This is a genomic window from Bacillus glycinifermentans, assembly GCF_001042475.2.
GTDB classification, from domain to species: domain Bacteria; phylum Bacillota; class Bacilli; order Bacillales; family Bacillaceae; genus Bacillus; species Bacillus glycinifermentans.
In genome coordinates, this window is the sequence record NZ_LECW02000014.1 from 12777 (window position 1) to 38579 (window position 25803).

Consider the following 25803-nt stretch of genomic DNA (forward strand, 5'->3'; position numbering starts at 1 on the left):
GTATGATCGAAAGGCTGACTGCAATCATTGAGGCTGAGACGAGAAAATTCAACAGGAGCATGGAACGTGTCAATGATATGATGCGCCGTATGACTGACCACCAAACTGTTGAGATTGAAGCAGAGATTGCAAGCTTTCAAGCAAGAGTCAGGGAAGCGGAACAGCAGATTGATCGTTTTATCCATCGACATGAACGAACCCGAGTAGATTTAGACGCTGACTCTGACAATTTAAATAGAGCCATTACAACGGCAAGGACTGAGCTTGGTTCATTGCCCAACCGGGTAACCACCAATATTAACGGAGATACTTCGGATTTAACGCGGGCAGTCGCTGGCGCACAAGCAGAAATCAGGTCTTTACCTAATCGAGTCTGGATTCATATTGAAGCTCGAATTGATCGATTCGAAAATTCCATGAATAGACTTGCTAAAATAACAAATTCCATTTCTACAGTTATGGAGAATTCCCTCAAGGGAGCTTTTACGGCCGCATTACCTGCAATTTCTCCGGTGCTTGCCAGTATTACTGGCGCTATTGGATCACTGGGGCCGATGCTCGGCGCGGCGTCCGGCGGGGTTATGGGGCTTGCGAGCGCATTTTCGACCGCAGGAACCGGCGCGGTTGCCTTTGGCGCTGTGGCAGTATCTTCTCTTAAAGGTGTTTTTAAGGCCTCAGATGACTTAAATAAGCTTCAACAGAAGTTAGACGAAACAACTGACGCTAAAGAACGCGCAAAAATTATGGAGAAGATCAAAGTCATACAGCAGTCTTTAGGAAAAGAAGAGAAGAAGGCGCTTGCGACTTTGGAAGATTTCAAGGCCAACTGGACGGAAATATCAAATTCTGTTCAGAAGCCTATATTAAAGACCTTCACGAGCTCGCTGACGACGTTCAAAGGCGTTCTAAATAGTTTAAGACCCATGTTTAAAAGCGTGGCAAATGGCGGCCTTGAATTAGCGAAAAGTATGAATGCCGCATTTAAAGATGCGGATATGAGGCGTTTCATAGATTTCATGAATAAAAACGCGGGTCAAGCCTTTGTTACATTCGGCAAAATTGCCGGCAATGTCCTGCGTACTGTGATGAATTTAATCGTGGCTTTTGGTCCACTGGGTAATGATATGGCTGCAAGCATGGAAAAAGCGACTGCTTCATGGGTGAAATGGTCAGCAAATTTAGGTTCGTCAAAGAAATTCCAATCATTTGTGGAGTATACGAAAACGAACGGCCCTAAATTATTGCAGATTATCAGAAACTTATCAGGAGGCTTGACGAAGCTTTTCGCTGGCTTTGCGCCGATGTCTCAGGACATGATGACATCCCTTGTCGAAATGACAAAACGATTCAATGAGTGGGCGGGAAGCGTCACCAAGACAAAGGAATTCCAAGCATTCATTGACTATATTAGAACCAATGGACCTACAGTATGGAGCACATTGGGAGAAATATCAAAAACTATTATCAACCTGCTTGTTGGTATGGCTCCTTTAGGCCAAACCATTCTGCAAACTGTAAACGGGTTTTTAAAGTTTACAAATGCGGCAATGCAAGCAAATCCAGCGATAGGACAGTTTATTGCGGTTGCTATTTCATTAGTGGGGGCGTTAAGAGCTATAGTTCCTGCAATGGTCGCCGTTAGTGCTGTGACAAATGGATTGAAAGATTTCAAGGTTGCAGCAAGTTATCTGATAAACTTCAGAAATACTGCGGCAGGCATAAAGTTAGCTGGGCTTATCACTCAATTAAAAGGAGCAACCATAGAGGTAGGGCAATTTATCGCAAAATACGCGGCGGCGGCAGCGTCGTCTACTGCCAATGCTGTGAAAATGGCCGCCTCTTGGACTGCAATGAAGATTTCAGCGCTGATAACGTCGTTAAAAAACGGCATTATCCAGATGGGGCTATGGATCAAAAACATGGCACTAATGGCGGCGCAATCAATCGCCCAAGCAACACGTACAGCCACAGCTTGGACCATTATGAAAATCTCTTCATTTATCACCATGCTCCAAACCGGCATTAGACAAATGGCTCTTTGGATCACTCAAATGACTGTCATGGCAGCTCAATCGTTAACGCAAGCTGCACAGATGGCAGCGGCCTGGACGGCGGCAAAGATCAGTTCATTCACTTCTTTTTTGATGAATGGCATCCAACAAATGATCTTGTTTGGGAAGCAGCTTGTTGTATTAGCGGCTCAAGCATTGGCTCAGGCTGCAAGAATGGCCGCGGCTTGGGTTATGGCGATGGGTCCTGTTGGCTGGATCACGACGGCGGTCGTTGGGTTAGTTGCGCTTATCATTGCAAACTGGGACAAAGTGAAACAGTTCACCCTTCAAATTTGGGGTGTGATTTCTGAATGGCTAAAAGGAGCATGGGAAGGAATAAAGGCGGCCGCGACAGCAACATGGAATGCTATCACGTCCTTTTTCTCTACCGTTTGGAATGGGATTGTATCGACTGCAAAATCGATTTGGGGTGGCCTGTCGTCTTTCTTCAAAGCTCAGTTCAACCTATACAAAACAGTATTCACGACCGTCTGGAATGCTATTAAAGGCTTTGCTTCGTCCATTTGGAACGGAATTGTAAATACCGGAAAGTCGATCTGGAACGGTTTGAAATCCTTCTTTTCGGGTTGGCTAAATGCTCAGAAGAAGATTTTTTCAACGGTCTGGAATGGAATCAAAACGGTTCTTTCTTCTGTATGGAAAGGCATAGTTTCGACAGGAAAAAGCGTGTGGAATGGGCTGAAAAGCTTTTTCTCAACGCTTTTAAATTTCTGGAAAAATGTATTTAAAACTGCTTGGAATGCTATAAAAACTGCGGTTTCATCTGTTTGGAAGGGTATTGTATCTGTCGGTAAAAGTGTTTGGGGTGGCTTGAAATCCTTTTTCTCTGGTTGGCTAAACGGGCAAAAGAGTTTGTTTTCCAGTGGCTGGAACGCTGTGAAATCTGGCGTAACAGGGATCTGGAAAGGCATGACTTCAACCGGAAAGAATAGTTTTAATGCTTTAAAAGGCGCGGCTTCAGGCATCATGAACGCAACGAAAGACCGAATTAAAAGCATCTGGAACGGCGTTATGTCTTTCTTTAAAGGTATAAACCTTGGTTCAGTCGGTCGGGACATTATGCAGGGTCTAATAAATGGTGTTACTGGCATGTGGGGCGCTGTGTCAAGCACGTTCTCAAGACTTACAAACGCAATTCCAAGCACCATTAAAAAAATTCTCGGTATTCACTCTCCATCCCGGGTAATGCGGGATCAAGTCGGTTATCACATCGGTACCGGGATGGCCGCAGGTATCGACAAATCAGAGTCGAAAGTGAAAGCCTCTGCTGCTCGAGCAGCAAAAGCAGCACGAAAAGCGGCAGAGATCAAAGTAAGCAACAAAATAAAGAATGCTGAGGTTAAATTCGACACCAAAAAAATGGGGGCGGCTGCTTACATCAAGACTCTGAAGAAAATTCAGCAGCAGAATAAGCTGACGGCCGACCAAAATCGAAAGATTCAAAGAGAAATCTATCAGGCTACCAAAAGCGCCTCAGATAAACAAAAGAGGCTTCTGAAAGAACAGCAGCGCAAGGAAGCAAAGGCGAAACTCGCTTACACGAAAAAGGTTTCTGATCAGATTAAGCGAGCAGAAGCCAAATATGACACGGGTAAAATCAGCGGCAATACCTATATCAAAACACTGGAAAAAATCAAGAAAAAGAACAAGCTGACATCTGATCAACAAATCAAAGTCCAGCGGGAAATCTATCAAGCACAAAAGGCAATGGCCGACAAAGTCAAAAAGCAGAAGGAAGCCGAGAAAAAGGCTGCCGACAAGATCAACAAAGGCATTTTGTCAGCGAATAACGCGTACCTTTCCAAATTCAAGAGCATCAATGACAAGTTAACCGCAGACATCAAGGCGGCCAACGATGCCTATAAGAAGGAATTACAAGACCGAGCAAACGCAATATATAGTGCGATCGGTCTATTTGACGATGTTTCAAGCGAGAAGGTTTCCGGTACAAAACTTACCGACAACCTTAAAAAGCAACTGGACAAAATCAAATCCTTTAATTCTGACATTACAAGCCTTGCAAGCAGAGCGCCGAAAGAGTTTGTAGATGAATTGAGACAAATGGGTGTTGGCTCTGCTGACCAGATCAATGCGATTGCCCGCATGTCCAGTTCTGAGCTAAACAACTATATAAGCCTCTGGAAAGAAAAACACGCTCTTGCAAGCTCGCAGGCGGCGGAAGAATTGTCAGGGCTTAAAGAGGAAACGGCAAAGAAAATACGAGAGTTGCGATCTGCTGCCAACAAGGAATTAGATTTGTTGAAAAACGACTATCTCCGCAAAATCGGCGAGCTTTCGGTTAATGTCAAGCAGTTGGGTTCGCTTAAAAAGAGCGGCAAGGTTATCGGTTCAAACACAATGGCGGGAATTATCTCTGGGATGAAAAACATGTCCGGGGAACTCGAGAAAGAAGCGAAAGCCATTGCGGCCACAATTGAAAAAACAATCAAGAAAAAGCTGAAAATCCATTCTCCATCAAGGGTAATGAGGGACCAAGTCGGAATGATGGTGCCGGCCGGTATCGCTGTTGGAATTCAGAGCGGTATTGGTGCAGTTCAAAAAGCGATGAATGTCGTCAGCGATGCAATAAATATTCAGCAAGAGGACCTGAATCTCGCATACGACACATCCATTTCAAGTGGTAATATTGGTACTGTTTCAAACGAATTGAGCTCCGAAATCAAAAACCTCGAATTACCAGATAGAACAATAGTAATCGAGATGGACAGCAAAAAAGTCGGACAGGGAGTAGAAAAGCCCGTAACTGACGCGCAAAGAAGATCAAACGCAAGGAGGGTGAGATTTAATTGATCAACTATCAGGATTTACTTCCTAACCAGTGGAAAATTACATTTGATGGGGTCGATATTTCACCCTTCTTTTATGTGAAATCGACTAGCGGCCGGGGCGTAATGGGGCGAGAGGTCAACACAGCCACCATCGGAAATCGTCCCGGCGGCTTCCTCCGTGGAGTCCGAGTCCCTGTAAGGGTCATAACTATTGAAGTGCTTTTCGCCTTCAGCAGCGAAGAAGAATTGAAAAAGAAGCAAGAGGAATTGACATACATTTTACACACAGACGAACCGAAGCCCCTTGTATTTCATGATGAGCCAGATAGAACCTATTACGCCGTCTTTGAAAGTATTTCGGAGAACGAAGAGCAGGGAGGCATTCAGTCGGCTACACTGACATTCATTTGTCCTGATCCTAAAAAATACGGAGAACCAAAACAATATGTATTTGATCCGGGTATACAATCATTCACTAACCCGGGTTATGCAGATATTGAGCCGAAAATTGAATGTGTTTTTACGGAGGCAGGCACTTCTTATGAAGTGTCTTTTTTAAATGATGATGAATCTATTTATAAAACAATTAAAGTAGTCTACAACTTTATCGCTGGCGATACTCTCGTTATTGATTCGGCCAAAAGGAAAGTGACGTGCAACGGAAATTTAATCATGGCCGCACTGCAAGTACAGTCAGACTGGTTCAACATACCACCTCAAAGGCCGATAAAATTGAAATTTAGTCACAAGAGCAGCATCAAGTTTGATGTTGCTTTTTTGTAAGGAGGTCCGTTTATGGCTGACATGTATATTCTGTCACCTGATGAGGAAGTCCTCACGGTACTGTCCAGCGACGGACAAGAGGCATGCAAGTTTTGGGATGCGAAATACAAAGAAGAGCTGAATAAAGGCTCTTCTTTTTCTTTTGTGGCCGACGCCTCGCATCCTGATGCTCGTTATTTGGTTGAAGAAAATCAAGTTATTTTTAAGGATAAGGATGGCCTTCTCAAGCTTTTTGTGATCAAAGAGCTGGACGATGCAGACGAAAACGCAGAGATTAACACGCTTGTAACGTGTGAAGCTGCAATGATGGAACTGGCTGAAACATTTGTGAAAGACTTCCGGCCAACGGAAAAAACAGCACAATATGTTTTGGATCGTGTGCTTTCCCGTTCAAGGTGGGAGGCGGAGGTCACAGCAGCGCTGGGGACAAACTCAACCACGTTTTATAAGAAATCAGCCCTTGAATGTATTTCCGAGGTTTTAAACCTCTGGGGCGGTGAGCTTCAGGACTATATTGAGTTTGAAGGCAATAAGATCACCCGGCGGGTTTTGAAAATTCTTCCCCGTCGCGGAAAAGACAGCGGGAAACGCTTTGAAATAGATAAGGATACCGAAAAGATCAGCCGTACAGTCATCAGCTACCCTCTGACGGCTTTATGGGGGTATGGGGCTTCTATACCTTCAACCGACGAGAACGGCGAAGAGACGGGCGGCTACACACGTTTTATTGACTTCTCCGAGGTAGAGTGGAAAAAGTCAGAAGGTGATCCCGTCGACAAGCCTTTAGGTCAGGAATGGGTTGGCGATCCGGATCTTTTAAAACGATTTGGCCGTCTCAAAAACGGCGAAAGAATCCATAGAGAAGGACAATTCAGCAACGAGGATATAACTGATCCAAAAGAGCTTTTAAAAGCGACATATAGCCACTTGATAACCGAAGCCTCGAAGATTGAAGTCAATTATGAGCTATCTGTCCAACTGCTTCAAAATGTGCCCGGATATGAGCATGAACATGTTGAATTAGGGGATACGACTATCGCTATAGATCGAAATTTCGCTATTCCTATAGAGACAAAACAGCGGATCATATCGATGGAATATGACATCACTGATCCAGACAACACTTGCGTGGTAGAAATCGGTCAATTTTTATCGGTGCTTCAAAAGGATGATCGGATACAAAAGATACAAGACACAATAGACCGAAACCGTGGGAAATGGGATAGCGGCGGCGAAGTGACAGACGGAAGCTTCCCTGACACCGTCCCCCCTGTTCCATCAAATGTGAAAATCGAGTCATTATTCCAAGGCGTTTCAATTTCGTGGGATTATAACCCGAGCTCATATATTGCAGCTTATGAGGTTTACGCGTCCCCGGTTAAGGGCTTTACACCGTTACCTGAAAACCGGATATTTTGGGGGAAAGGAAGCAAGTGCGAACATTCGCCCGGCGTTGACCAGGTCTGGTATTATCGGTTGCGAGCGATCAATACGCACAAAACGCCGAGCGAATTCACCCCAGAGTTTACAGGGGTTACACGGAGGATTCTAACTGATGACATCCTTTTCGGATCGATCACGGCCGATTTATTAGCAGATTTAGCCGTCAAAGCCGACAAGATTTCAAGAGACTTTGAGGACGCAAACATTTTGCCGGGTTCTATCCTGAACGCACCCGATCTTTATGCTGTGAATGCGAAAAGAAACGTTAATTACTCAGCAAATGGATTCAATGAAGTTACGGTGACAAAGAACTCGACATCATACTCATATTTCGGGATTACCACGAAGGGACGCCCGACATTAGCGCTTACAAAAGATCAAGTGTACACTCTTTCATTCGAATTGAAGAGGTTGACGACAAACAACTTTTCCTACCTTCGATTGATGACAGAAAGCGGCGCATCATACGATATTTCGAACAACCTTTCAGATATTTCGAGCTATCCAACGGATGAATTTGTCCGTTTTGATGTTGTATTTACGTCACCGGCGACTTTCAGCGATGGGCGGCTCGGCATCGGTGGAAAAACTGTAAATAATGGAGATTCAGCGGAATTTGTTTTGAGAAAGCTGCAAATTCGGCGGGGGGACGTCCGGAAAGATTTCGGCTTCAGCCCTTACGATACACAGTTAACGGACGGTGTAATCACAAGCCAATACGTTCAGGATGCTGCCATTGTATCGGCTAAAATCGCGGATGCGGCCATCACGTCGGCCAAGATTGCAGAAGCGGCTGTCGGTTCTGCAGCTATCCAAAACGCAGCCATCAAAAGGGCGCATCTGGAAACGGCGATCATCGGAACGGCTCAGATCGAAGACGGAGCCATCACAAATGCGAAAATCGCTAACCTGTCGGCCGATAAGATCAACGCCGGGACGATCAAGGGGATCACGATTGAGGGATCGTTGATTCGTGGCGCCCGGTTCGAGGCTGCCGGACAAAACGAGGATTTCGAATCATGGATACAGGATGGAACCTTTTATCAATGGACAAAAAATGCAGATACCGACGAATACAATGAATTGACCATAACATCGGGCATGCTTAAACAAGAAACGGGCAAATTGGATTATAACGAAAAAAGAGAACGTTATACCACAATCGAGATGGGAAACGGTAAGCTTTCCATATACGGCACGCCAAGTGTGGGACAGACTTATGCTTCGCCAATTATTGATATGTATTCAGAAACAAGCGTAAAAGACAATTCAGACTACGAATTTACCGAAGGTGAAGCTGGCCGGTTTAGAATGTGGGAAAAAGGTGCTGAGGTCATCGACGCTAAAAGTCTATACTCTATAACAACCGGAGGTTATTATACGACAAAGGATCGATTAGATGAAGGAAAATACGGAACTTTCCACCCGAGTATTTATCTTGCGCGTTTTGATGGTCCTGATTCAATGTTTCGATTTAAGCCACAAAATTTTGATGTTGTAGCCAGCGCTGGTTTGCGTTTGAAGGCTGGGAAAAGAATGCTATTCGATACCCCTGAATTGATATTGCCAACGCAAACAAGGCTTATCGCAGGCAATAACACATGGACTACTTACGCGGCTCTTGCCGGTAGTATCCAAAGCGATATAACTGACCAATACGGGAAATTACAATGCAACCTAGCCGTTTCCCTCAATGAGATTAAAATGACAATTATGACTGGTGGATCAACAGGATCTACAAGTGTGAATTACAGTTTCTATGACGGAGAACACCATAATGCTGAAAATATTTTCGCTGTTTTCGCACAACCGTACGGTCCCTATTCTGATGTGGTAAATGTAGGAATCCAAAATCAATCATCAAGCGGATTCAAAATTGTTATGCGGGGAAATGGAGTATCATCAGGTATCATAGGTCAAGACATCACTATAAGGTTATTGGTTTTCCATGAAGTTCCGTAAAAAAAGAGGTGTTATAAAAATGATCGAAAGAAAAGATGTTCCGGCCGCGTGGTATTTCGAAGGCATGGAAGTGACAGAAACGGACGCAGGAATCGACATAAGTACCTGTGTTCTAAAACATAATGACGATGTTTATTCATTTGAAGCTGTTTCATTCGATTTAATCCCCGATGATCAATTAAAAGTCGCATATGATCTTTTTGTCGAGTTAGATGTTTCAACAAACGAAATGAAATATATTTTGAACCGGTCATACGTAGATCCAGACGGGTATTATCCGGGATACAGCGGAAACAAGCGGCTTATCCATACACTTTTAAGTATAACGGTAGACACCGACGGTAGTAGAACCGGCGAAATATTCAATTTCCATAAGTGGGAGGCAACCAATGAAGCTAGTACCTAACGAGCAAAACATCGAAGCAAAAGAGAAACTCGGTCAAAAAACAAAAGAAGAGATGTTGCGGGAACAGCTGGTATACACTCAGCGTCTTGCCAATGACTTGATCCTAAGACTCGAAGGGACAAAATCGTGATGGGGGCGGTCGATGTGTTCGAAGGTAAAAGTCGTTACTACGGGCATTTTTATTACTGTTGGCTAAATGGAAGTGTCACCACAAAAGAGCTGTACATCCATGTTGAAAATGGGCTGATTACTGAGGAAGAGCGCGCGGAAATCATGGCTAATCAACGCGGTGATGCATTCGCAGACGAAGTATAAGGGAGGAAAACAAAATGACATTTGAAGAATTGAAAAAGCAACATGAGGAATTGAAAGTGCAGTTTGAAAGACAGGCATTAAAGGCAGCGGCTTACAAAGATGAAATGAACCATACGCATGACAGACTGGCGGAGGCTCGAAGCCTATACATGTACGAAAGGCAGAGAAGGCAGAACCTCGAGCAGGAAAACGAACAGCTTAAAAAGGAGCTGCAGGAAGAGCGTATAAGCAACTCGCAGGCGGATGGTGTGCAGCAAGAGGGCAGCGCAGCAACTGAATAATTTAATCTAAAGCGGCGAAATAAGCGGCTTTTTTATTTTGTATAAAAAGGAGGAAATACAGTGGAAACATTTTATAAAAGTTTGATCGCCATTGCTGGCGGAGCAATCGGATTTCTTTTTGGAGGGTGGAGCATTCTGTTAACTATTTTATCTTTTCTGGTCATTATTGATTATGGAAGTGGGTTGGCGGCAGCCGGAGTAAACGGGGAGATGAAAAGCCGGGTTGGATTTATTGGTATCACGCGAAAAGTCTTTATTTTCGTGATTGTTGCCGTTGCTCACATGATTGATTTGCTGCTTATTGAAAACGGGATCGAAATGGGCTTTCTTGTCATGACAGTAACAATCGTTTTCTACTGCATAAATGAACTGATCTCCATTACTGAAAACGCGGGAAAAATGGGTGTTTATGTACCGGAGCCTATCACGAAAGCTATCGAAATTTTAAAACAGCAGAATAAAGCAAAATGAGGTTGCCTTTCGGCTGCCTTTTTCTTTTGCATTAATATAAGAAAGGATTGATCAAGCATGGTCAAAGTCGTAAAAAACTATGTGAAGGTTAACAAGTATACTCGTCCGGGATTAAAACTGTCAGGGGTTAAGGGTATTGTCATGCATTGGACGGCTACTCCTGGCGCGTCGGCCTTGAACGAGCGAAATTATTTCAATGGTACGTGCATCGCTGATAAACGTTACGCCTCAGCGCATTATTTTGTGGATCGCAAAGAAGTGCAATTGATTATTCCTGAAAATGAAGTCGCCTATCATGCACACGACCAAAATCGCTGCTATGTCAGTTTTCTAAAACCAAACGCCAATACAAAGGCGATCGGTGTTGAAATGTGCGTCGAAAAAAACGGACAGATTCACAGTGAGACCATTCAAAATGCTGCCGAAGTGGTAGCCGATCTATGCAGGCGTTATGGCCTTTCTACAGACAAAATCGTACGGCATTACGACGTGACAAATAAAAGCTGTCCGGCGCCGTGGGTGAGGGATTCAAGCCAACTGTCAGCATTCCGCAAAAAAGTCGATAGTATCCTAGGTAATAAATCGAAAGCGGCCCCGAAAAAGGAAACACCGAAAAAAGGAAAGCCTGCAGCCAAAAAGTACACACTACCGACCGGCATCTACAAATACAAAAGCCCGATGATGAAAGGAACGGCCGTCCGGCAGATTCAGGAGGCCTTAGCTGCCCTCTATTTCTATCCGGACAAAGGTGCCAAAAATAAAGGCATAGATGGTTATTACGGGCCGAATACGGCGAACGCGGTCAAACGGTTCCAGCTGATGCACGGGCTGTCTGCCGACGGTATTTACGGGCCGAAGACAAAGGCAAAAATTGAAGCTTTATTGAAGTAATCAAAAAGGCCCTTTCTTGTGTAAAGGGCCACATGCTTTTTTTGCTTATTCCTTTTCTAAAGCTCCATTAATATAACCATTAATTGATTGAATGAGTCCTGCATCTGCTTTTATTTTTGCAGTAACCTCTCCTGTGATATTGATTTCGATTAAACCTTGGTCATCCTTATTTATTTCAATGTTTCCTCTATATGTATCTGATAATGTCTTCATTTCTAAAGAATGGATATCGAAAATATCCACTTCAAGAGCAATTGAATTATATCCTAAGTTAGCCCACTTTTTCGGTGGCTTTTCCGCATAAAACGGCATATCAAAATGCAGAGTTACTTTTCTACCTTCTTCTTTAATATAAATGCCTTCGATACGTATATTTTCTAATTTAGGAATCTCATTATATAGACTTTTTAAAAAATAATTTTCCTCTAAATTTTCGTACCACATAATATCACCTCAAATTATTTTTTGAATGGATAATGATCTTTTGTCCCTGGGACTTTTCCTGTTCGAGGATTATCAAATGGCCTTACATTAAAATGAGGCCCTTGTCCACCTTTTTCATGACCCGCGCTATGGTCTTGTATTATGATTTTCTGACCCTTGTTATTTGTATAGATATACTCTTTGGTCCAAATAATTTTACCATTTTCGTCTTTTATTACATGGCCACCTTCATGGGGAGCGGTTCGCATCTCTACACGACGAATTGATTCGGGGTGCTGAGATCTAGTAATGCCCGCATCCTTTTTAGCTTCATTAAGAGCACCATTTCTTCCTGGAAGATGTACCCTACTCTTAGAGCCGTTACCAACCTTTGAAGCTTTCTTTCCCGCCTCTTCACCTTTAAATAACTTGAAACCGCGCTTTCCGTACTTAAATGCCTTTCCGAAAGGGGTGACACTCAACGCGGCCATAATACGGTCACCACGATCTTTAACAATTTCACCTGTCGCAAGGTCGTATCCAAACGCTGCTCTTACTCCATCATACACACCTGTAAATTCCATAGCCGTATCGAAATATTTAGCAAAGTCACTTTTTTCCACATTCTCTGGAAGGGTGTAGGCGGGTTCTATCTTGACAATTGTATCACCATCTATGTATGCCCGGTAAAGCGTATCGTTAAATACTCTATAATCTTTTTTTAGTTTATTCAATTCCTCTTGAGTGTACTCTTTGGTGGAAACCTTTTGCGTTGCCAATTTTTTTAACCGATCTGGATCGGCGAGAGTGTTAATTTCGGCATCTTCTTTGTCTCCGACTTTTTTCAACATGGTACCCATCGCTGTTTCTTGATTTCCACTCAAGGTATCCATCTCATCCGGCTTTAAAATCGCGCCTTTTTGATAACCGGTGATTTCAATTTTGGGGCCGGTATACATCTTTTCGAGCCGCGCCATGTATTTTTGCATCGTCTCAAGGTCGTTTTCAGCTGTTTTGAGGGCGTTTGTTTGCTCGCGGTCAAACGCATGCAGCTTTTCGAGGGCCGTGCTGATTTCCTTTAATGCTTTCTGATTCTGTTCGTGAAAACCGCTGTCATTCAAATCCGGTAAATCTACGATATGGCTGACTTTTGCGATCGTGGCGTTGGTCTTAGAAACCAAATGTTTCGTTGTGCGATCGGCCGCATTTAAGCCATTCTCCAACTCGTGTTCGAGAAAGGACTGTGAAATAAATCCGTTATGGTTTGGTTCCAGGGAATTTAACGCGCTTTTCATTTTCTTCAGCGTGGAACTGTATTCCTCTATAAAAGTATCATAGAACTGTAGAAAAGGTGTGTGACATTCCTCGTAAAAGGCGCGGATCGCGTCGCCGCCTTTTCCTTTTAAAGCATCATCAAGTGATGTGATGCCCTCAACGGCCTTTTTGACTTTGGCGAATTCGTCTGATTGTTGTTTTAATTGTTCGAGCGTTTGATCAATTGCATTGTGTAACGCCTGAACATCCAGAGTCTTCATGGCATTCTCCTCTAATCCTTTTGGTTACAATCAGTATAGAGTTTACCACTTTACGGAAAGGAATTGGTGAATAAATCCTGTTCATCCATGAAAATGAATCATTTGTTTTAGGTTATTATACCTATTTAATTGAGTGAGTTTTTGGAGAAAAAGGGGGATTTTTTCGCTTTATCTATATACAATTGTTTATAGGTGTTGTATAATAAGAGTGTAAGGAGGTGAAGAAATGCTGGACATCATGATAAAAGTCCTTCAAATTATCTTCTATGTTGCTTCCATCGCCTGGATTGCACAGCAATCATCGGATGCAAAGAAGAATAATAAGAAGGACTAGCAAGCAGGGAAGTGAGCGGTGGCTCGCTCGCTTCCTAATATAATTATAACCAGTCTAGCATATAATATGAAGAGAAGACAAACATTCATTTTTTCCATGATTTTATTAAGCGTGGCTGCTATTGGGCTGCGGGAATTACGGACAAGCACTTTCACAACGGTCATCATGATTATTGTGTTGGCCGTGACCATCTTCACGATTATTAAGGATTTAAGGAGCAGATAAGTCTATGGAATATCATTTAAAAAGCCGTCAGGAGGTCGAGGACTTCATCAGACGTGAAGTCCTGACCACCAAAGAGGCGGCCGAACTGCTTGAGGTAAATCGCTCACGTATGAGCCAACTTGTAAACGGCGGAAAACTTAATCCTGTGAAAAAAATGAGCGGGACTAGTTTGTTTTTGCGTTCGGATGTTGAGGAAAAGAAAAAAGATCTTGAAGCTGCCCGGAAAAAATATCGGCCGTATGATGAATAAAGCTCTACCTTTCGTGGAGCTTATTTTATTTGTTTATATATAACCTATTTCATTATTACCAAAGGGGATTCTTGTAATAGGCCCCAGAATATAATACTATAAAGTATAAGAAAACTTTGACAATGGGTGATGAATTTGTTTTACATAGATGAATCTGGGAGTATACCGAAATTTTTCTCAAGAAAATATAAATATAGATTCTTCGTCATTGCTTTTATACATACAACCAATCCTAGAAAGTTAAGGAGTACCTTTAAAAGAGCAATTGGTAGACTAAGAAAAGACTTTCCTGATTTTTTTGCAAATTTGCCAAACCCAGACGAACTCAAAGGCTCAGATACCCCCCCTTTTATGAAATTATTCATTCTAGAAAAGTTGTTTAAAGCAACAGATATAAAAATAGCACATATGGTAGTGTGTAATCAAAAAATCGAACAAAGGTTTAGAGAGCAACCAGCACGTTCATTTAACTACTTGGTATCAATAATCATGAAAAATTTCCCTTTGAGTAAAGAAGATGAGCTACTATTAAATCTTAAAATTGACAACCGAAATTCTGCCCTTCCGTCACTAAATGAGTTAGAGGGTTACCTTTATAGTGATCTGGTTCTTGATAAACAAATCACAAAGAATGTTGAAGTGGAATATTTGCAATCTGATTTATCTCCTAATATACAAGTTGCAGATATGATTTCAAACATAATCTTTCAATATTATAGGTATCAAGGTGCTCCATTTCCGAACTTTAATCAGGTTAAAAAAGAGACTGATTTAGTGTACCATGAAGGATGTGAATATCTGTATAATTTTTTGAAACCAAGGCTATGCACGCCATTTATATTCCCACCATATGAAGATGCCTTTGCAGAAGTGGCAGCAACAAAAATTGACCCGTAATGAGTAAATAAAAATGCTCCGTTTTGATAATGAATTTTGAACAAAAAACAATGTCCCATTTTGATAATAAAATTTTGATCCGTTATCACAAAAAAAAATGCTCCGTTTTTGTTGACTAACATTGTCCATTCAATGTATAATCAATGTACAATAACAAGTGAGTCCAAGAAACACGCGACTAATTACCGTAAGCTGCCTGTGTGGTAGCCGTGTTATGGCAAGTTATTGTACTTAACCAAAAAACCATTATTAAGGAATACCTTTTTTAGTATCCTTAATAATGGTTTTTTTATTTTGCCTTCACGCCGACAACATCCTCAAATTTAATGAGATTGGTGTCTCCTTTTGAATCCACGACATGAAACACCTTGCGGGTCTGATTTATGTAATGGATTTTTCCTTCTATATAAATGACTTCTCCCATTTCTACACCGTTTAAAAAGGGCAGCGGCTTAAATACAGCGAACTGCACTGGCATATTAAACTCCATCGCCTCACATATTACCCTTTCCATGTCTTCAATTTGGGACATGTCGAGCACCGGCCTTTTCATTCTGTTGCGGTTGCTTTCTAACTCTCGAAGCAAACTGACATGCTCGGGCAGCATCATTGCCGTCCATTTGATTGTGCCTCGATCTTTAAGGTTGTCATCTCTCATGGTGTTTCATCTCCTTTGAGATGATTATATAGGAACATTTGTTCTATTTTCAACCGAAAATATATGGGATGTTTGAAATCATTATGCTATAATCTCCATATAATGTACCATTTGCAAAAAAAGGGGCGGGCGTATGTTCTTCGAAGAAAAAGACACTCAGGAAATTATAAAATATGAAGATTATCCTTACGCTGTCTATGTACGGGTTTCGACCGAAAAAGATGAGCAAGTTTCATCTAAGGAAAATCAGGTCGATATTTGCCAACACTGGCTTGAACAAAATAATTTTGAATGGAACGAAGACGCTATACAGATTGATGACGGAATCAGCGGTACCGTTTTGCTTGATCGGACAGCTATGCAGTTAATTCTGGAAAAGGCCAAAAATCACAAGTTGAAAATGGTCGTTTTTAAGTCAATCAGTCGGTTGGCTCGTGACTTAAAGGATTCCCTTGAAATTCGCGAGGTTCTTCTTGCTCATGGCGTAAGGGTAGTGACTCTCGAAGAAGGATATGACAGCCTTTATGAAGGCAAAAATTCAATGAAATTTGAAATGTTCTCGATGTTTGCAGCACAATACCCACAAACTATATCAGTAGCGGCCAGCGCATCACTTGCAGCAAAGGCGAGAAGGGGCGAACACTCGGGGCGCATCCCTTACGGGTACAAAAAAGACGGGAAATACCTCGCGATCCACGAGGAAGAGGCTAAGGTCATCCGCCTTATATTTGATCTTTATAATAACCACGGATATGGGCAAAAGAGAATCGTTTATAAATTAAATGAGGAACTAAGTCTTGGGAACATTCCAAAGCCTCAAAAGGTTGAGAAGTGGCAATTAACGACTGTACAGCGCATTTTGAAAAACCCGATTTATTGTGGGGTGTTCATCGCCAATCGTTATACAACCGTTAAAGTTGGCGGTCGAAAAAAATTTATGCGTAATCCAAAAGAAAAATGGACAGTTTATAAGGATTGGTGTCCAAAGATTGTATCAGAAGAGGAATTTGAAAAAGCCAATAACCGGGAGCGTAGGCTTGCGAAAAAGCGATTTACTCCTTGGAATGAGCTGCGCGGGAAAATGGTCTGTGGAGAATGCGGAGCTAAAATGGTCATACTTCCTTCTTATAGATACAAACAGAATGGCGAAAAGTCGGAGTTTAACTATTTGAAATGCAGCGCTTACCGTCGCGGCGGAAAAGACTTGTGTGTGAACCATGCACCGATACAGTACAAGGATTTCAGGGCTATGGTAATCAAAAAGCTGAAATCCAAAGGGAAAAGGTTCAAACTGAATTTCAAGTCTGACTTTGAGGAACGGAAAAAGAAGAAGATCAAACAAATGAAAAGTGAGCTCGAGAGCACCGAGAAGAAGAAAAAGCGGCTGATCGAATTGTACCTTGAGGATGCCCTTATTTCAAAGGAAGAGTTTCAATCGAAACGACAAGAGCTCGAGAGCCAACTTGAAAAACTGAATGATGATCTATTCCGGCTTGAACGGGAAGAAGAACAGAGCATCGATATTTCTAACATTCAAAACGCTTTCGCGCAGTTGGAGAGAACAGATCAGGACTTGTTCCATGCGTTTTCCGTACTTATCGATAAATTAGTAATTCATCAGGATGGAACAGTTGACTTCTATTACAATTTCAAATGAGCAAAAATGCGCTTTTAGTTTGCAATAGGAATGCATAACGAATGCCATGCAAAAATTGGGAGTGAAAGGCCGTTCGCAAGCTGTTGTTGAACTTCTTCGAATGGGTGAGCTAGACCTCTAAATTGCGCCGGTATTCCTTCTTTGAAAAAGAAGGGAACCGGTTATTTGTTTTTTTCGGAGGCAGGATATTCATGCGCTTAGTCTTGCAATTTTTGCAGAAAAGAAGGAAAATAGACTCGGGTGTTGTGAAATAAAACGACGAGTTGAGCGAGGTTTTAGCACATGAATACGAAAGCTTCTTTGAACCATATTGCGGATATTGAAAAATCGCTTCGCCATATCGCGGGCATCATTAAGCAAAAAGGACGAGAAATTCTTACTCAATATTCGATTACACCCCCGCAGTTCGTCGGCTTGCAATGGCTGTATGAATTCGGGGATATGACGATCGGCGAGCTATCTCACAAAATGTATCTGGCGTGCAGCACCACGACAGATTTAATTGACCGGATGGAAAAAAATAACCTCGTTGAACGTGTGAAAGATCCGTCAGACCGGCGGGTTGTCCGGATTCACCTTTTACCGGAAGGGGAGCGGATCATTCAAGAGGTTATTCAAAAAAGGCAGGATTACTTGGATAACATGCTAGAAGCGTTTTCTGAAGAGGAAACAGCCGTTTTTGAAAAATTATTAATCAAACTTCAGCAGGAAATGAATAGAAAATGAGGCGATTTTGTTGGATCAACCGATAGGAGTCATCGATTCGGGTGTCGGCGGTTTAACCGTGGCAAAAGAAATCATGAGGCAGCTGCCGAAAGAAAACATCATATATCTCGGAGATACGAAAAGATGTCCGTACGGTCCGCGGGACAGAAAAGAAGTACTTTCATTTACATGGGAAATGACAAATTACCTGTTATCCCGTCATCATATTAAAATGCTCGTGATCGCCTGCAATACCGCAACCGCCATCGCGCTGGAGGACATCAGCCAAGCGGTCGGCATTCCCGTGATCGGAGTGGTGCAGCACGGTGCAAGGGCAGCCATTAAAGTGACGGAAAATCAGCGGATCGGCGTCATCGGAACGGAGAATACAATTAGAAGCGGAGCATACGAAAAAGCGCTGCTTTCGTTGAATGGCGATCTGACGGTCGAAAACGTAGCCTGTCCGATGTTTGTCCCATTCGTGGAAAGCGGCAAATTTTTGGACGAAACGGCTGATGAAATCGTCAGAGCTTCGCTGTATCCGCTCAGGGATTCCTCCATTGATACGCTGATCCTCGGATGCACGCATTACCCCATTTTAAAAGAGCCGATTCAGCGCTACATGGGCGAACGCGTCAACATCATTTCTTCAGGTGATGAGACGGCGAGAGAGGTCAGTACGATTTTATCCTACAACGGTTTATTGAACAAAAGCGCGCTTTCGCCTGAACACCAATTTTTCACAACCGGAGACCGCGAACGGTTTAAAAAAATCGCAAACGATTGGTTTGGCTACGACGTAAAGAATGTGAACAGCATCACGATTGAAAAAACAGCTGTAAAAGAGTACTAAACATACATGAAATAAATGAGCATCTTCTCATGCGGAAGATGCTCATTTTGTTTTGTAAAAACGTTCCCCGCAGCCCTGAGACCAATTCAAACAATTGGTCTATTTTGCATAAAGGCTCGTATACATAGTAGTACAAACAGTCTTAGGAGGGAAAGGTATGCCGAAAAAAGGGATGATGGGAACCGCGGTGTCTGTGACGGCCTCCGTGCTGCTTCTTTCCGGATGCGGTCTGTTTCAGTCAGATCAGGCATCAGAGGAAATTGATCCGCCGCAGGATATCACATATGTAAAAGAGGAGAAGGATCAGGACCAAACGGATCGGACGAAAGAAAAAACAGATGACCAGGACGGCAAAACGACGAGCGAAAATAAAGCGGAACAAAATGGCGATACGGTCATGAGGGAGCTTTATCTGATCGATAAAAACGGATATGTAACGGCACAGACGATTCCGCTTCCAAAACAGGAAGGAACCGCAAAACAGGCCCTTGAATACCTCGTTGAAGGAGGACCGGTCTCAAACATCCTTCCGAACGGTTTCAGAGCCGTGCTGCCGGCGGACACAACGGTAAATGTCGACATTAAAGAAGATGGCACAGCGATCGCCGATTTTTCAAACGAATTTAAAAATTATAAAGCGGAAGATGAACAAAAAATCGTTCAGGCGATCACATGGACTTTAACGCAATTTAACTCCATCGACAAAGTGAAAATTCGGATGAACGGACACGATTTAAAAGAAATGCCTGTAAACGGCACGCCGCTGCCGGAGAATTTGAGCCGCGAGGACGGCATCAATATTGATACCGCCGGTGTGACGGATATGACGGCTACACAGCCTGTTACCGTTTATTATTTAGCTGAGACGGATAAAGGCACATACTATGTTCCGGTTACAAAGCGCGCATCTGAAAAAGAAAGCGATCAAGTGACGGCAGCGATTGAAGAGCTGACGGAAGGCCCGAGCAAAAAAAGCGGATTGCTGTCGGATTTTCAAGGGGACGTAAAGCTCGAGAGCAAGCCGAAAATCGAGGACGGCCACGTGACGCTCGACTTCAATGAAGCCATTTACGGAAGCGCAGACGGGCAAAAGAAAGTGATTTCCGACGAAGTGTTAAACAGCATCGTGCTGACAGTGACCGAACTGCCGGATGTTAAAAGCGTATCCGTCACCGTAAACGGAAAGGCCGAGCTTGTCAATGAAAAAGGCGAAAAGCTGTCAAAACCGGTTTCAAGGCCGAGCAGGGTGAACACAGGTAGTTTTTAGCCGGAGATTTTTGATATACTATAAAAAAAGAGGTGGGCGTATAGAGCTGCCTCTTTCTTTATTCAGTTTTCGTTGACAGGAAATCTGCGAAATGTTTATGTACATACAATCGGAGGTAAAATATGAGATACGATGGAAGACAAAATGATGAATTACGCCCTGTAGCGATGGAACTTGACTTCATCACCCATCCTGAAGGATCGGTGCTGATTACAGTCGGCAATACAAAGGTGATTTGCAACGCGTCCGTAGAAGACCGCGTTCCGCCGTTTTTGCGCGGAGAAGGGAAAGGCTGGATTACGGCGGAATACAGCATGCTGCCCCGCGCCACGAATCAAAGGACGATCAGGGAATCGTCAAAAGGGAAAATTTCCGGACGTACGATGGAAATCCAAAGGCTGATCGGACGAGCTTTGCGGGCGGTCGTTGATTTGGAGAAGCTCGGCGAACGGACGATCTGGATCGACTGTGACGTGATTCAGGCGGACGGCGGGACGAGAACGGCTTCGATCACCGGGGCATTCACCGCGATGGCGCTGGCTGTCAGCCGGCTTATGGAAAACGGGACGCTGAAAACGATGCCGATCACTGACTTTTTGGCTGCCACTTCAGTGGGGGTCGACGAGGAGCACGGACTCATTCTTGATTTGAATTATCAGGAAGACTCGGCAGCAGAGGTTGATATGAACGTGGTTATGACGGGGGAAGGCCGCTTTGTCGAGCTTCAGGGAACCGGTGAAGAAGCGACGTTTTCAAAAAGCGAACTGAACGGTCTTTTAGAGCTTGCCGAAAAAGGGATTGCCGAACTCATCGAAAAACAGAAAGAAGCGCTCGGTGATGCTTCAGCAGCCATTCAGCAACAATAAAACTTTCAGAAAGGCTTGATACGAAATGAAAGAAGTCATCATTGCCACAAAAAACGAAGGAAAAGTCAAGGAATTCAAAGAAATGCTCGCCCCGAGAGGCTACGATGTCAAATCATTATTGGATATCGGCTATACGGCCGACATTGAAGAAACCGGACAAACCTTTGAAGAAAACGCAATCATCAAAGCGGAAACAATTTCGAAAGAGACCGGCAAAATCGTGATTGCCGACGATTCCGGCCTGTCCGTCGATTATCTCGGCGGAAGGCCGGGGGTCTACTCGGCACGCTATGCCGGGGAAGACAAAAGCGACCTCGCCAACTTGCAAAAGCTGTTAAAAGAACTCGAAGGAGTCGAAAAGGAAGACCGTTCGGCAAGGTTCAGATGCGCGCTTGCCTTATGCATTCCGGGACAGGAAACGAAAACGGTCGAAGGGGCCGTCGAAGGCTATATTACAGAGGAGCCGATCGGAACGAACGGGTTTGGCTATGATCCGGTGTTCCTCGTCAAAGATAAGGACCAGACGATGGCTCAGCTTTCAAGCGGCGAAAAAAACAAGATCAGCCACAGGGCGGATGCGCTGAAAAAGCTGACCGCATTATTGGATTGACACGGAGATGAGGAGCCGGAATGAAGGTGCTGATCGTAAGCGACAGCCACGGCCTTGAAAATGAACTCGAAACAATCGCCAAACGTCATGAGAAGGATGCCGATCTCAACATCCACTGCGGAGATTCCGAGCTTGACCCTTCTCATCCGGCGCTTGCTTCCTACTTGACGGTAAAAGGTAACTGCGACTTTTACGGGGAATTTAAAGATGAAATCGTCGTACCAATTGGCGAGCGGAAGCTATTTTTTACACACGGACATTTGTACGGCATCAAGCAGTCGCTGTTAAATGTGTATTACCGGGCGGAAGAACTCGGAGCCGATATCATCTGCTTCGGCCACTCCCACATCGCCGGCAGCGAGCTGATGGACGGAAAGCTGCTGATCAACCCCGGCAGCATCCGCCTTCCCCGGGTGCGAAGGGAGAAAACTTATGCTATACTAAGCATTGACAATCACAACGCAGAAGTCCGCTTTTACGATACGGACGGACAGGAAATCGAAAGTTTAACAAATCATTGCCGATTGCCGTAACATTCACGAGGAAGAATTTCTTCTTCCTCGTGATGAAAAAAATTCTAAAAAAATGTTGACTTATGGGCACAATACGCATATAATAAATCTTGTCGCTGATAGTTAAAGCAAACAAAACAATTCATCATGTCCCAGTAGCTCAGCTGGATAGAGCAACGGCCTTCTAAGCCGTCGGTCGGGAGTTCGAATCTCTCCTGGGACGTCTCTGAAAAAAGCCTCAAACTTCTTGGTATACAAGGGTTTGAGGCTTTTTTCTTTAAGATCAAAGGGAAGGGCGTAAAAGAAGTGGGGAAAAATTCCGGTATATTCGATAAAATATCATTATATCCCTATAAATACTGTTTAAACATACATATTCAACCTGCACCATCTTCTAAAAAGCATGTCTACAATCTTAAAGCCATTTTTATTTTTAATACTTCAAGAAACAGAAGGTGGGTTTTTTGACCTGATCAATAAGATTCATTTTCGTGGATAGACAGGATTTATTCACCAATTTCTTTCCGTAAAGTGGTAAACTCTATACTGATTGTAACTTTAGTATTAGAGGGGAATGCCATGAAGACTCTTGATGTCCATGCGTTGCACCATGCAATTGATCAAACGCTGGAACAATTAAAAAAGCAATCAGAAGAAATCGCCAATCTCAAAAAAAGCGTCGACGGGATAACGGCTCTTGACGATGCTTTAAAAGGCAAAGGTGGCGACGCGATCCGCGCCTTTTACGAAGAATGCCACACCCCGTTTTTGCGGTTCTATGAATCATTTATTGAGGAATATCAGTCAACGCTGAAAAAAATCAAAAATTCACTGAATTCCCTCGAACCGAATCACAACGGTTATATTTCGCAAGCCTTTCTCGATCACGATCTGGAACAAGGCTTAAACGCGGCTGATCGGACAACGAAACATTTGGTATCCAAAGCCAACGCCGCAATTTCAAAAGTCAGCCATATTGTTGATTTGCCGGATTTGAATGATAATGATTTTTATGAACAAAACCGAAAAGCAATGAAAGACATCAATCAGACAATTGAAAAGCTGCACACTTTTGACAGGGAACAGACAAACGCCCTCAAAACAGCCGAAAATGACCTTGAGACGATGCAGAGGTACATAGCCAGGCTTGAAAAAATGTATACGGGTCCTAAAATTGAGATTGCAACCTATCAAAAAGGCTCGATTTTAAAGCCGGATGAGATTGATGCTTTGCGCGGGGATCAAGAGACAGCGATGGGCGTCATGTTAGATAAACTTGATAAGAGATCAAAGCTTGAAAAAGAGATTAGCGAAGTTAGCGAACATGATGTTAAAATGTACAAGTTAAAGAAAAAACTTGAGCAGCTGTATGATGATCCCGATGAATATCTTAAAGTTGCCAAAGAGATCGGTTATGACAATCTTACATCTGAAGAGATGAACTATGTTACTGCCATCGAAGAATCCCAGAAGTTCAGAGCCGATCCTATTAAAGGAACTCTGGAAGATGGGAAACATATTTTAGAAAGTATGATAGGCTTTGTCGGTGGAGCATACGATTTCGCAAAAGAGACTGTCGTGGGAACAGTTGAAACAGCCAAATCTCTTACGGAACAAGCTGATAACTTTATTAAAAACCCAAAAGCAACTGTAAATGCAGTATTTGAGTACGATTACAAAGCCGCCTTTGAAAGTATGTTGAAATCAATCGCTGACTCGTGGGATAAACAAATGGTACACGGAGATTCTTATTCTCGCGGACACTATCTTGCTTATGCAATTGGGACTATATGGGGGTTGGCAGAGGCTGGTCCTACTGTTTCAACAGGCGCCAAAAGTCTGGGCAAGGCTGGAAAGACGGCAGCTAAGACAGCAAAGAAAGGTGTCAATTCCGTAAAGAGGCATATTAAATCGCCTATCAATCGGTATGTTCCTGCATTAGAAGGGATGCTCCAAAGAGCGGGAGAGGTCCCTAATGTGAAAAATACGCCTTTGCTGAAGGAGCTGCTTGAGGATAAGGAGAGTGTTTTATTTAAATCCTCTAAAGCTATTGGAAAACCTTCTAAAAGTGGAAAAGAAATAGCCCTTCCAAAGGTTAAAACTTATGAGCAAGCTAGAAATAAAGCTATGGAGATTATTGGAGATCTAGGCCCAGACTCAAAACCACTCATAGGGAGATTAGAAGTAAGTGCAGGTTATGGTAAAATTATCGGCAGAAGATCTGCTGACAAAAAAGTAAGATGGCGTTTAGACTATGATCACGAAAAAGGACCTCATATAAATGTTGAAGATTTCCGAATGGGAAAAAAAGAAGGGAAAAAATATTATATTCCTTTTGAAGGTGACGAGAAGACATTCAAAGCGCTATTGAAACATCTTAACAGATAGAGGTGGATATTTTGGATTTATTTGATGAGTGTTTAGAGGCTTTAGGAGAGCAGAAAGAAATTTTATCTGAAGAACTCACTGTGAAGTATTTTAATTCTCTAAGTAAGCAGTTTCCCATAACAAGTTGGGCAAGAATTGATTGGGAAAAAGTAAAAAACAAAAAGAGAATAGAATATTCTGATGAATTATTCAAGTGGTTAAAAGATAACGGTATAGCTGACACTTCTGTCATTATTCTTTGGAATCCTTCTGATGATCCGGCGGTTAAGACTACTTTAGAAAACGCCTTAGCTGTTATAGATGACGTAACTGCGGTTGGTTCAGATACGTTTATGTATAGCGAACTTGGCTATGTTATTGAGTTTTACCATGATGGAGAAGTGACAGTGGGAATGGCAAACTGATTTTAGGCGCCGATTATGGCGCCCTCTTCGATTTATACCTTCTTTCAACAAACATAACCATTTTTGGGGATCACGAGAAACATTTGGTATCCAAAAATACACTAACCTATGTCTCACTGATTTAGCATTATTACCTGGAAATTCCTTACTTATAAGAATTATTTATTCAAGCGCTTAATTTCTGATTGAGTGCTTTTTTATTTATATTCGATAAAAATCCGACAAAAGGGGGATAAAATGGGGGACTTTTTCTATTCCACTTTGTTATACGATAGAGACAAGGAAAACGAAAGTGAATATCAAGTCTAAGACGGAGAGCCTGCGGACGCTGATCTTTTGCACACAAACGTTGTGTAACTGATTGGTGGCCGCTTTTTTAATGGTCAGAAACGGGAGACGCACCTACCCCTTATCAAGTGTGGACCCGGATGTATCGAATGATGATAAAAGTCGTCAGCTTCACAGGAGGAGCGGCCGGAGTCTATGCAGGATTGCGCACGATAGTTACGAGGAACGCAAGCGGTGAGATCCCGTTTGCACAGGAAGTCATTTTCACATGGCTCCTTATAACTTTTGCGTCCTCCTGGAGTTGGCTAGAGCCATTTCAAACATAAAAAAGCGAATAGCGCAAGGTGGTGTTTATTCGGTTAGGAGAATGAAAAATGAAGATTAAAGATGTTTTATCAGCTGACACGAAGCAACAGCTTAAAAAAGCATTAAGCCCTTTAACGAAGAAGGTTAGTGGATAATCTTTTCTGCTCCTTCTTTCTGTGCCATATCAAGTACCGGACTTTTCACCCTGTTGT

At 42.9% G+C, this 25803-nt stretch carries 23 protein-coding genes, 1 tRNA gene and 1 pseudogene; 22 read left to right on the plus strand and 3 right to left on the minus strand.

The window, feature by feature from the left end:
* Positions 1–2 precede the first annotated feature (2 nt).
* Genes AB447_RS09860 through AB447_RS09895 form a run of 9 tightly spaced genes read left to right on the plus strand, consistent with a single transcriptional unit; the run spans position 3 to position 11413 of the window.
* The gene (locus AB447_RS09860; protein ID WP_048356109.1) at positions 3–4883 is read left to right on the plus strand and encodes a membrane protein; all 4881 of its coding nucleotides are present in this window, start codon (positions 3–5) and stop codon (positions 4881–4883) included.
* Complete coding sequence (locus AB447_RS09865) at positions 4880–5644, plus strand: distal tail protein Dit (RefSeq protein ID WP_046131988.1); 765 nt, start codon at positions 4880–4882, stop codon at positions 5642–5644. The genes AB447_RS09860 and AB447_RS09865 overlap by 4 nt, the downstream gene beginning before the upstream one ends.
* Positions 5645–5656: 12 nt before the next feature.
* Positions 5657–9049, plus strand: a complete 3393-nt coding sequence (locus AB447_RS09870; protein ID WP_057957544.1) for a prophage endopeptidase tail family protein — start codon at positions 5657–5659, stop codon at positions 9047–9049.
* 19 nt (positions 9050–9068) lie between these two features.
* Positions 9069–9455 carry a hypothetical protein gene (locus tag AB447_RS09875; RefSeq protein WP_048354319.1) on the plus strand — a complete coding sequence of 129 codons (387 nt, stop codon included), beginning with the start codon at positions 9069–9071 and terminating at the stop codon, positions 9453–9455.
* The gene (locus AB447_RS25760) at positions 9439–9585 is read left to right on the plus strand and encodes a hypothetical protein (RefSeq protein WP_156415973.1); all 147 of its coding nucleotides are present in this window, start codon (positions 9439–9441) and stop codon (positions 9583–9585) included. The genes AB447_RS09875 and AB447_RS25760 overlap by 17 nt, the downstream gene beginning before the upstream one ends.
* Positions 9586–9599: 14 nt before the next feature.
* Positions 9600–9770: an XkdX family protein gene (locus AB447_RS09880; protein ID WP_156415974.1), complete on the plus strand. Its 171-nt coding sequence runs from the start codon at positions 9600–9602 to the stop codon at positions 9768–9770.
* 14 nt (positions 9771–9784) lie between these two features.
* Positions 9785–10051 carry a hypothetical protein gene (locus AB447_RS09885; RefSeq protein ID WP_048354317.1) on the plus strand — a complete coding sequence of 89 codons (267 nt, stop codon included), beginning with the start codon at positions 9785–9787 and terminating at the stop codon, positions 10049–10051.
* A 60-nt stretch (positions 10052–10111) separates the two neighbouring features.
* Positions 10112–10522, plus strand: coding sequence for a phage holin family protein (locus tag AB447_RS09890; RefSeq protein ID WP_057957545.1), 411 nt, complete (start codon positions 10112–10114; stop codon positions 10520–10522).
* Between the two features lie 57 nt (positions 10523–10579).
* On the plus strand, positions 10580–11413 hold the full coding sequence (locus tag AB447_RS09895) for a peptidoglycan recognition protein family protein (RefSeq protein WP_026699344.1): 834 nt from the start codon (positions 10580–10582) through the stop codon (positions 11411–11413).
* Between the two features lie 45 nt (positions 11414–11458).
* Here the strand turns inward: AB447_RS09895 and AB447_RS09900 are convergent, their stop codons facing one another.
* Together AB447_RS09900 and AB447_RS25765 are read right to left on the minus strand one after the other, a co-directional pair.
* Entirely contained in the window at positions 11459–11857 is a 399-nt protein-coding gene (locus AB447_RS09900; RefSeq protein ID WP_026699343.1) for an Imm50 family immunity protein, read from the minus strand.
* 14 nt (positions 11858–11871) lie between these two features.
* Positions 11872–13371, minus strand: coding sequence for a T7SS effector LXG polymorphic toxin (locus tag AB447_RS25765; RefSeq protein ID WP_156415975.1), 1500 nt, complete (start codon positions 13369–13371; stop codon positions 11872–11874).
* 563 nt (positions 13372–13934) lie between these two features.
* On the opposite strand from AB447_RS25765, the gene AB447_RS09910 reads away from it, so the two are divergent.
* Both AB447_RS09910 and AB447_RS09915 read left to right on the plus strand, forming a co-directional pair.
* Positions 13935–14180, plus strand: a complete 246-nt coding sequence (locus AB447_RS09910; RefSeq protein ID WP_026699342.1) for a helix-turn-helix domain-containing protein — start codon at positions 13935–13937, stop codon at positions 14178–14180.
* Between the two features lie 135 nt (positions 14181–14315).
* A complete protein-coding gene (locus tag AB447_RS09915; RefSeq protein ID WP_035333899.1) occupies positions 14316–15077 on the plus strand; it encodes a DUF3800 domain-containing protein in 762 nt (253 codons plus the stop codon).
* A gap of 289 nt (positions 15078–15366) precedes the next feature.
* Here AB447_RS09915 and AB447_RS09920 read toward each other — a convergent pair whose 3' ends face one another.
* On the minus strand, positions 15367–15735 hold the full coding sequence (locus AB447_RS09920) for a YolD-like family protein (RefSeq protein ID WP_241494766.1): 369 nt from the start codon (positions 15733–15735) through the stop codon (positions 15367–15369).
* A 133-nt stretch (positions 15736–15868) separates the two neighbouring features.
* On the opposite strand from AB447_RS09920, the gene AB447_RS09925 reads away from it, so the two are divergent.
* The 11 genes and pseudogenes from AB447_RS09925 to AB447_RS09970 all read left to right on the plus strand — a co-directional run bounded on the left by AB447_RS09925 (position 15869) and on the right by AB447_RS09970 (position 24997).
* Positions 15869–17392 carry a recombinase family protein gene (locus AB447_RS09925; protein ID WP_048354316.1) on the plus strand — a complete coding sequence of 508 codons (1524 nt, stop codon included), beginning with the start codon at positions 15869–15871 and terminating at the stop codon, positions 17390–17392.
* A gap of 34 nt (positions 17393–17426) precedes the next feature.
* A pseudogene (locus AB447_RS25170) lies at positions 17427–17513 on the plus strand (hypothetical protein); the annotation flags it as partial.
* A gap of 161 nt (positions 17514–17674) precedes the next feature.
* Positions 17675–18118 carry a MarR family winged helix-turn-helix transcriptional regulator gene (locus AB447_RS09930; RefSeq protein WP_048354315.1) on the plus strand — a complete coding sequence of 148 codons (444 nt, stop codon included), beginning with the start codon at positions 17675–17677 and terminating at the stop codon, positions 18116–18118.
* A gap of 7 nt (positions 18119–18125) precedes the next feature.
* Positions 18126–18950 (plus strand): glutamate racemase, encoded by an 825-nt coding sequence (gene racE / locus AB447_RS09935; protein WP_082634640.1) that lies wholly within the window; start codon positions 18126–18128, stop codon positions 18948–18950.
* A gap of 157 nt (positions 18951–19107) precedes the next feature.
* Complete coding sequence (locus AB447_RS09940) at positions 19108–20217, plus strand: GerMN domain-containing protein (RefSeq protein ID WP_048406224.1); 1110 nt, start codon at positions 19108–19110, stop codon at positions 20215–20217.
* Between the two features lie 122 nt (positions 20218–20339).
* Positions 20340–21083, plus strand: a complete 744-nt coding sequence (gene rph, locus AB447_RS09945) for a ribonuclease PH (RefSeq protein WP_048354313.1) — start codon at positions 20340–20342, stop codon at positions 21081–21083.
* A 25-nt stretch (positions 21084–21108) separates the two neighbouring features.
* The gene (locus AB447_RS09950) at positions 21109–21693 is read left to right on the plus strand and encodes an XTP/dITP diphosphatase (protein WP_048354312.1); all 585 of its coding nucleotides are present in this window, start codon (positions 21109–21111) and stop codon (positions 21691–21693) included.
* Between the two features lie 20 nt (positions 21694–21713).
* Positions 21714–22226, plus strand: coding sequence for a YfcE family phosphodiesterase (locus AB447_RS09955; protein WP_048354311.1), 513 nt, complete (start codon positions 21714–21716; stop codon positions 22224–22226).
* Between the two features lie 128 nt (positions 22227–22354).
* A tRNA-Arg gene (locus AB447_RS09960) sits at positions 22355–22428 on the plus strand.
* 356 nt (positions 22429–22784) lie between these two features.
* Positions 22785–24593, plus strand: coding sequence for a T7SS effector LXG polymorphic toxin (locus tag AB447_RS09965; protein ID WP_172796338.1), 1809 nt, complete (start codon positions 22785–22787; stop codon positions 24591–24593).
* Between the two features lie 11 nt (positions 24594–24604).
* The gene (locus AB447_RS09970; RefSeq protein WP_048354309.1) at positions 24605–24997 is read left to right on the plus strand and encodes a CDI toxin immunity protein; all 393 of its coding nucleotides are present in this window, start codon (positions 24605–24607) and stop codon (positions 24995–24997) included.
* Positions 24998–25803: the final 806 nt, after the last annotated feature.

Bases quoted from the DNA above. Each gene is read 5' to 3' on its own strand.
- AB447_RS09860 (WP_048356109.1), top strand. From the start codon at position 3: ATGATCGAAAGGCTGACTGCAATCATTGAGGCTGAGACGAGAAAATTC.
- AB447_RS09870 (WP_057957544.1), top strand. From the start codon at position 5,657: ATGGCTGACATGTATATTCTGTCACCTGATGAGGAAGTCCTCACGGTA.
- AB447_RS09875 (WP_048354319.1), top strand. From the start codon at position 9,069: ATGATCGAAAGAAAAGATGTTCCGGCCGCGTGGTATTTCGAAGGCATG.
- AB447_RS25760 (WP_156415973.1), top strand. From the start codon at position 9,439: ATGAAGCTAGTACCTAACGAGCAAAACATCGAAGCAAAAGAGAAACTC.
- AB447_RS09885 (WP_048354317.1), top strand. From the start codon at position 9,785: ATGACATTTGAAGAATTGAAAAAGCAACATGAGGAATTGAAAGTGCAG.
- AB447_RS09895 (WP_026699344.1), top strand. From the start codon at position 10,580: ATGGTCAAAGTCGTAAAAAACTATGTGAAGGTTAACAAGTATACTCGT.
- AB447_RS09900 (WP_026699343.1), bottom strand. From the start codon at position 11,857: ATGTGGTACGAAAATTTAGAGGAAAATTATTTTTTAAAAAGTCTATAT.
- AB447_RS25765 (WP_156415975.1), bottom strand. From the start codon at position 13,371: ATGAAGACTCTGGATGTTCAGGCGTTACACAATGCAATTGATCAAACG.
- AB447_RS09910 (WP_026699342.1), top strand. From the start codon at position 13,935: ATGGAATATCATTTAAAAAGCCGTCAGGAGGTCGAGGACTTCATCAGA.
- AB447_RS09920 (WP_241494766.1), bottom strand. From the start codon at position 15,735: ATGAGAGATGACAACCTTAAAGATCGAGGCACAATCAAATGGACGGCA.
- AB447_RS09925 (WP_048354316.1), top strand. From the start codon at position 15,869: ATGTTCTTCGAAGAAAAAGACACTCAGGAAATTATAAAATATGAAGAT.
- AB447_RS09930 (WP_048354315.1), top strand. From the start codon at position 17,675: ATGAATACGAAAGCTTCTTTGAACCATATTGCGGATATTGAAAAATCG.
- AB447_RS09940 (WP_048406224.1), top strand. From the start codon at position 19,108: ATGCCGAAAAAAGGGATGATGGGAACCGCGGTGTCTGTGACGGCCTCC.
- rph (WP_048354313.1), top strand. From the start codon at position 20,340: ATGAGATACGATGGAAGACAAAATGATGAATTACGCCCTGTAGCGATG.
- AB447_RS09950 (WP_048354312.1), top strand. From the start codon at position 21,109: ATGAAAGAAGTCATCATTGCCACAAAAAACGAAGGAAAAGTCAAGGAA.
- AB447_RS09955 (WP_048354311.1), top strand. From the start codon at position 21,714: ATGAAGGTGCTGATCGTAAGCGACAGCCACGGCCTTGAAAATGAACTC.
- AB447_RS09965 (WP_172796338.1), top strand. From the start codon at position 22,785: ATGAAGACTCTTGATGTCCATGCGTTGCACCATGCAATTGATCAAACG.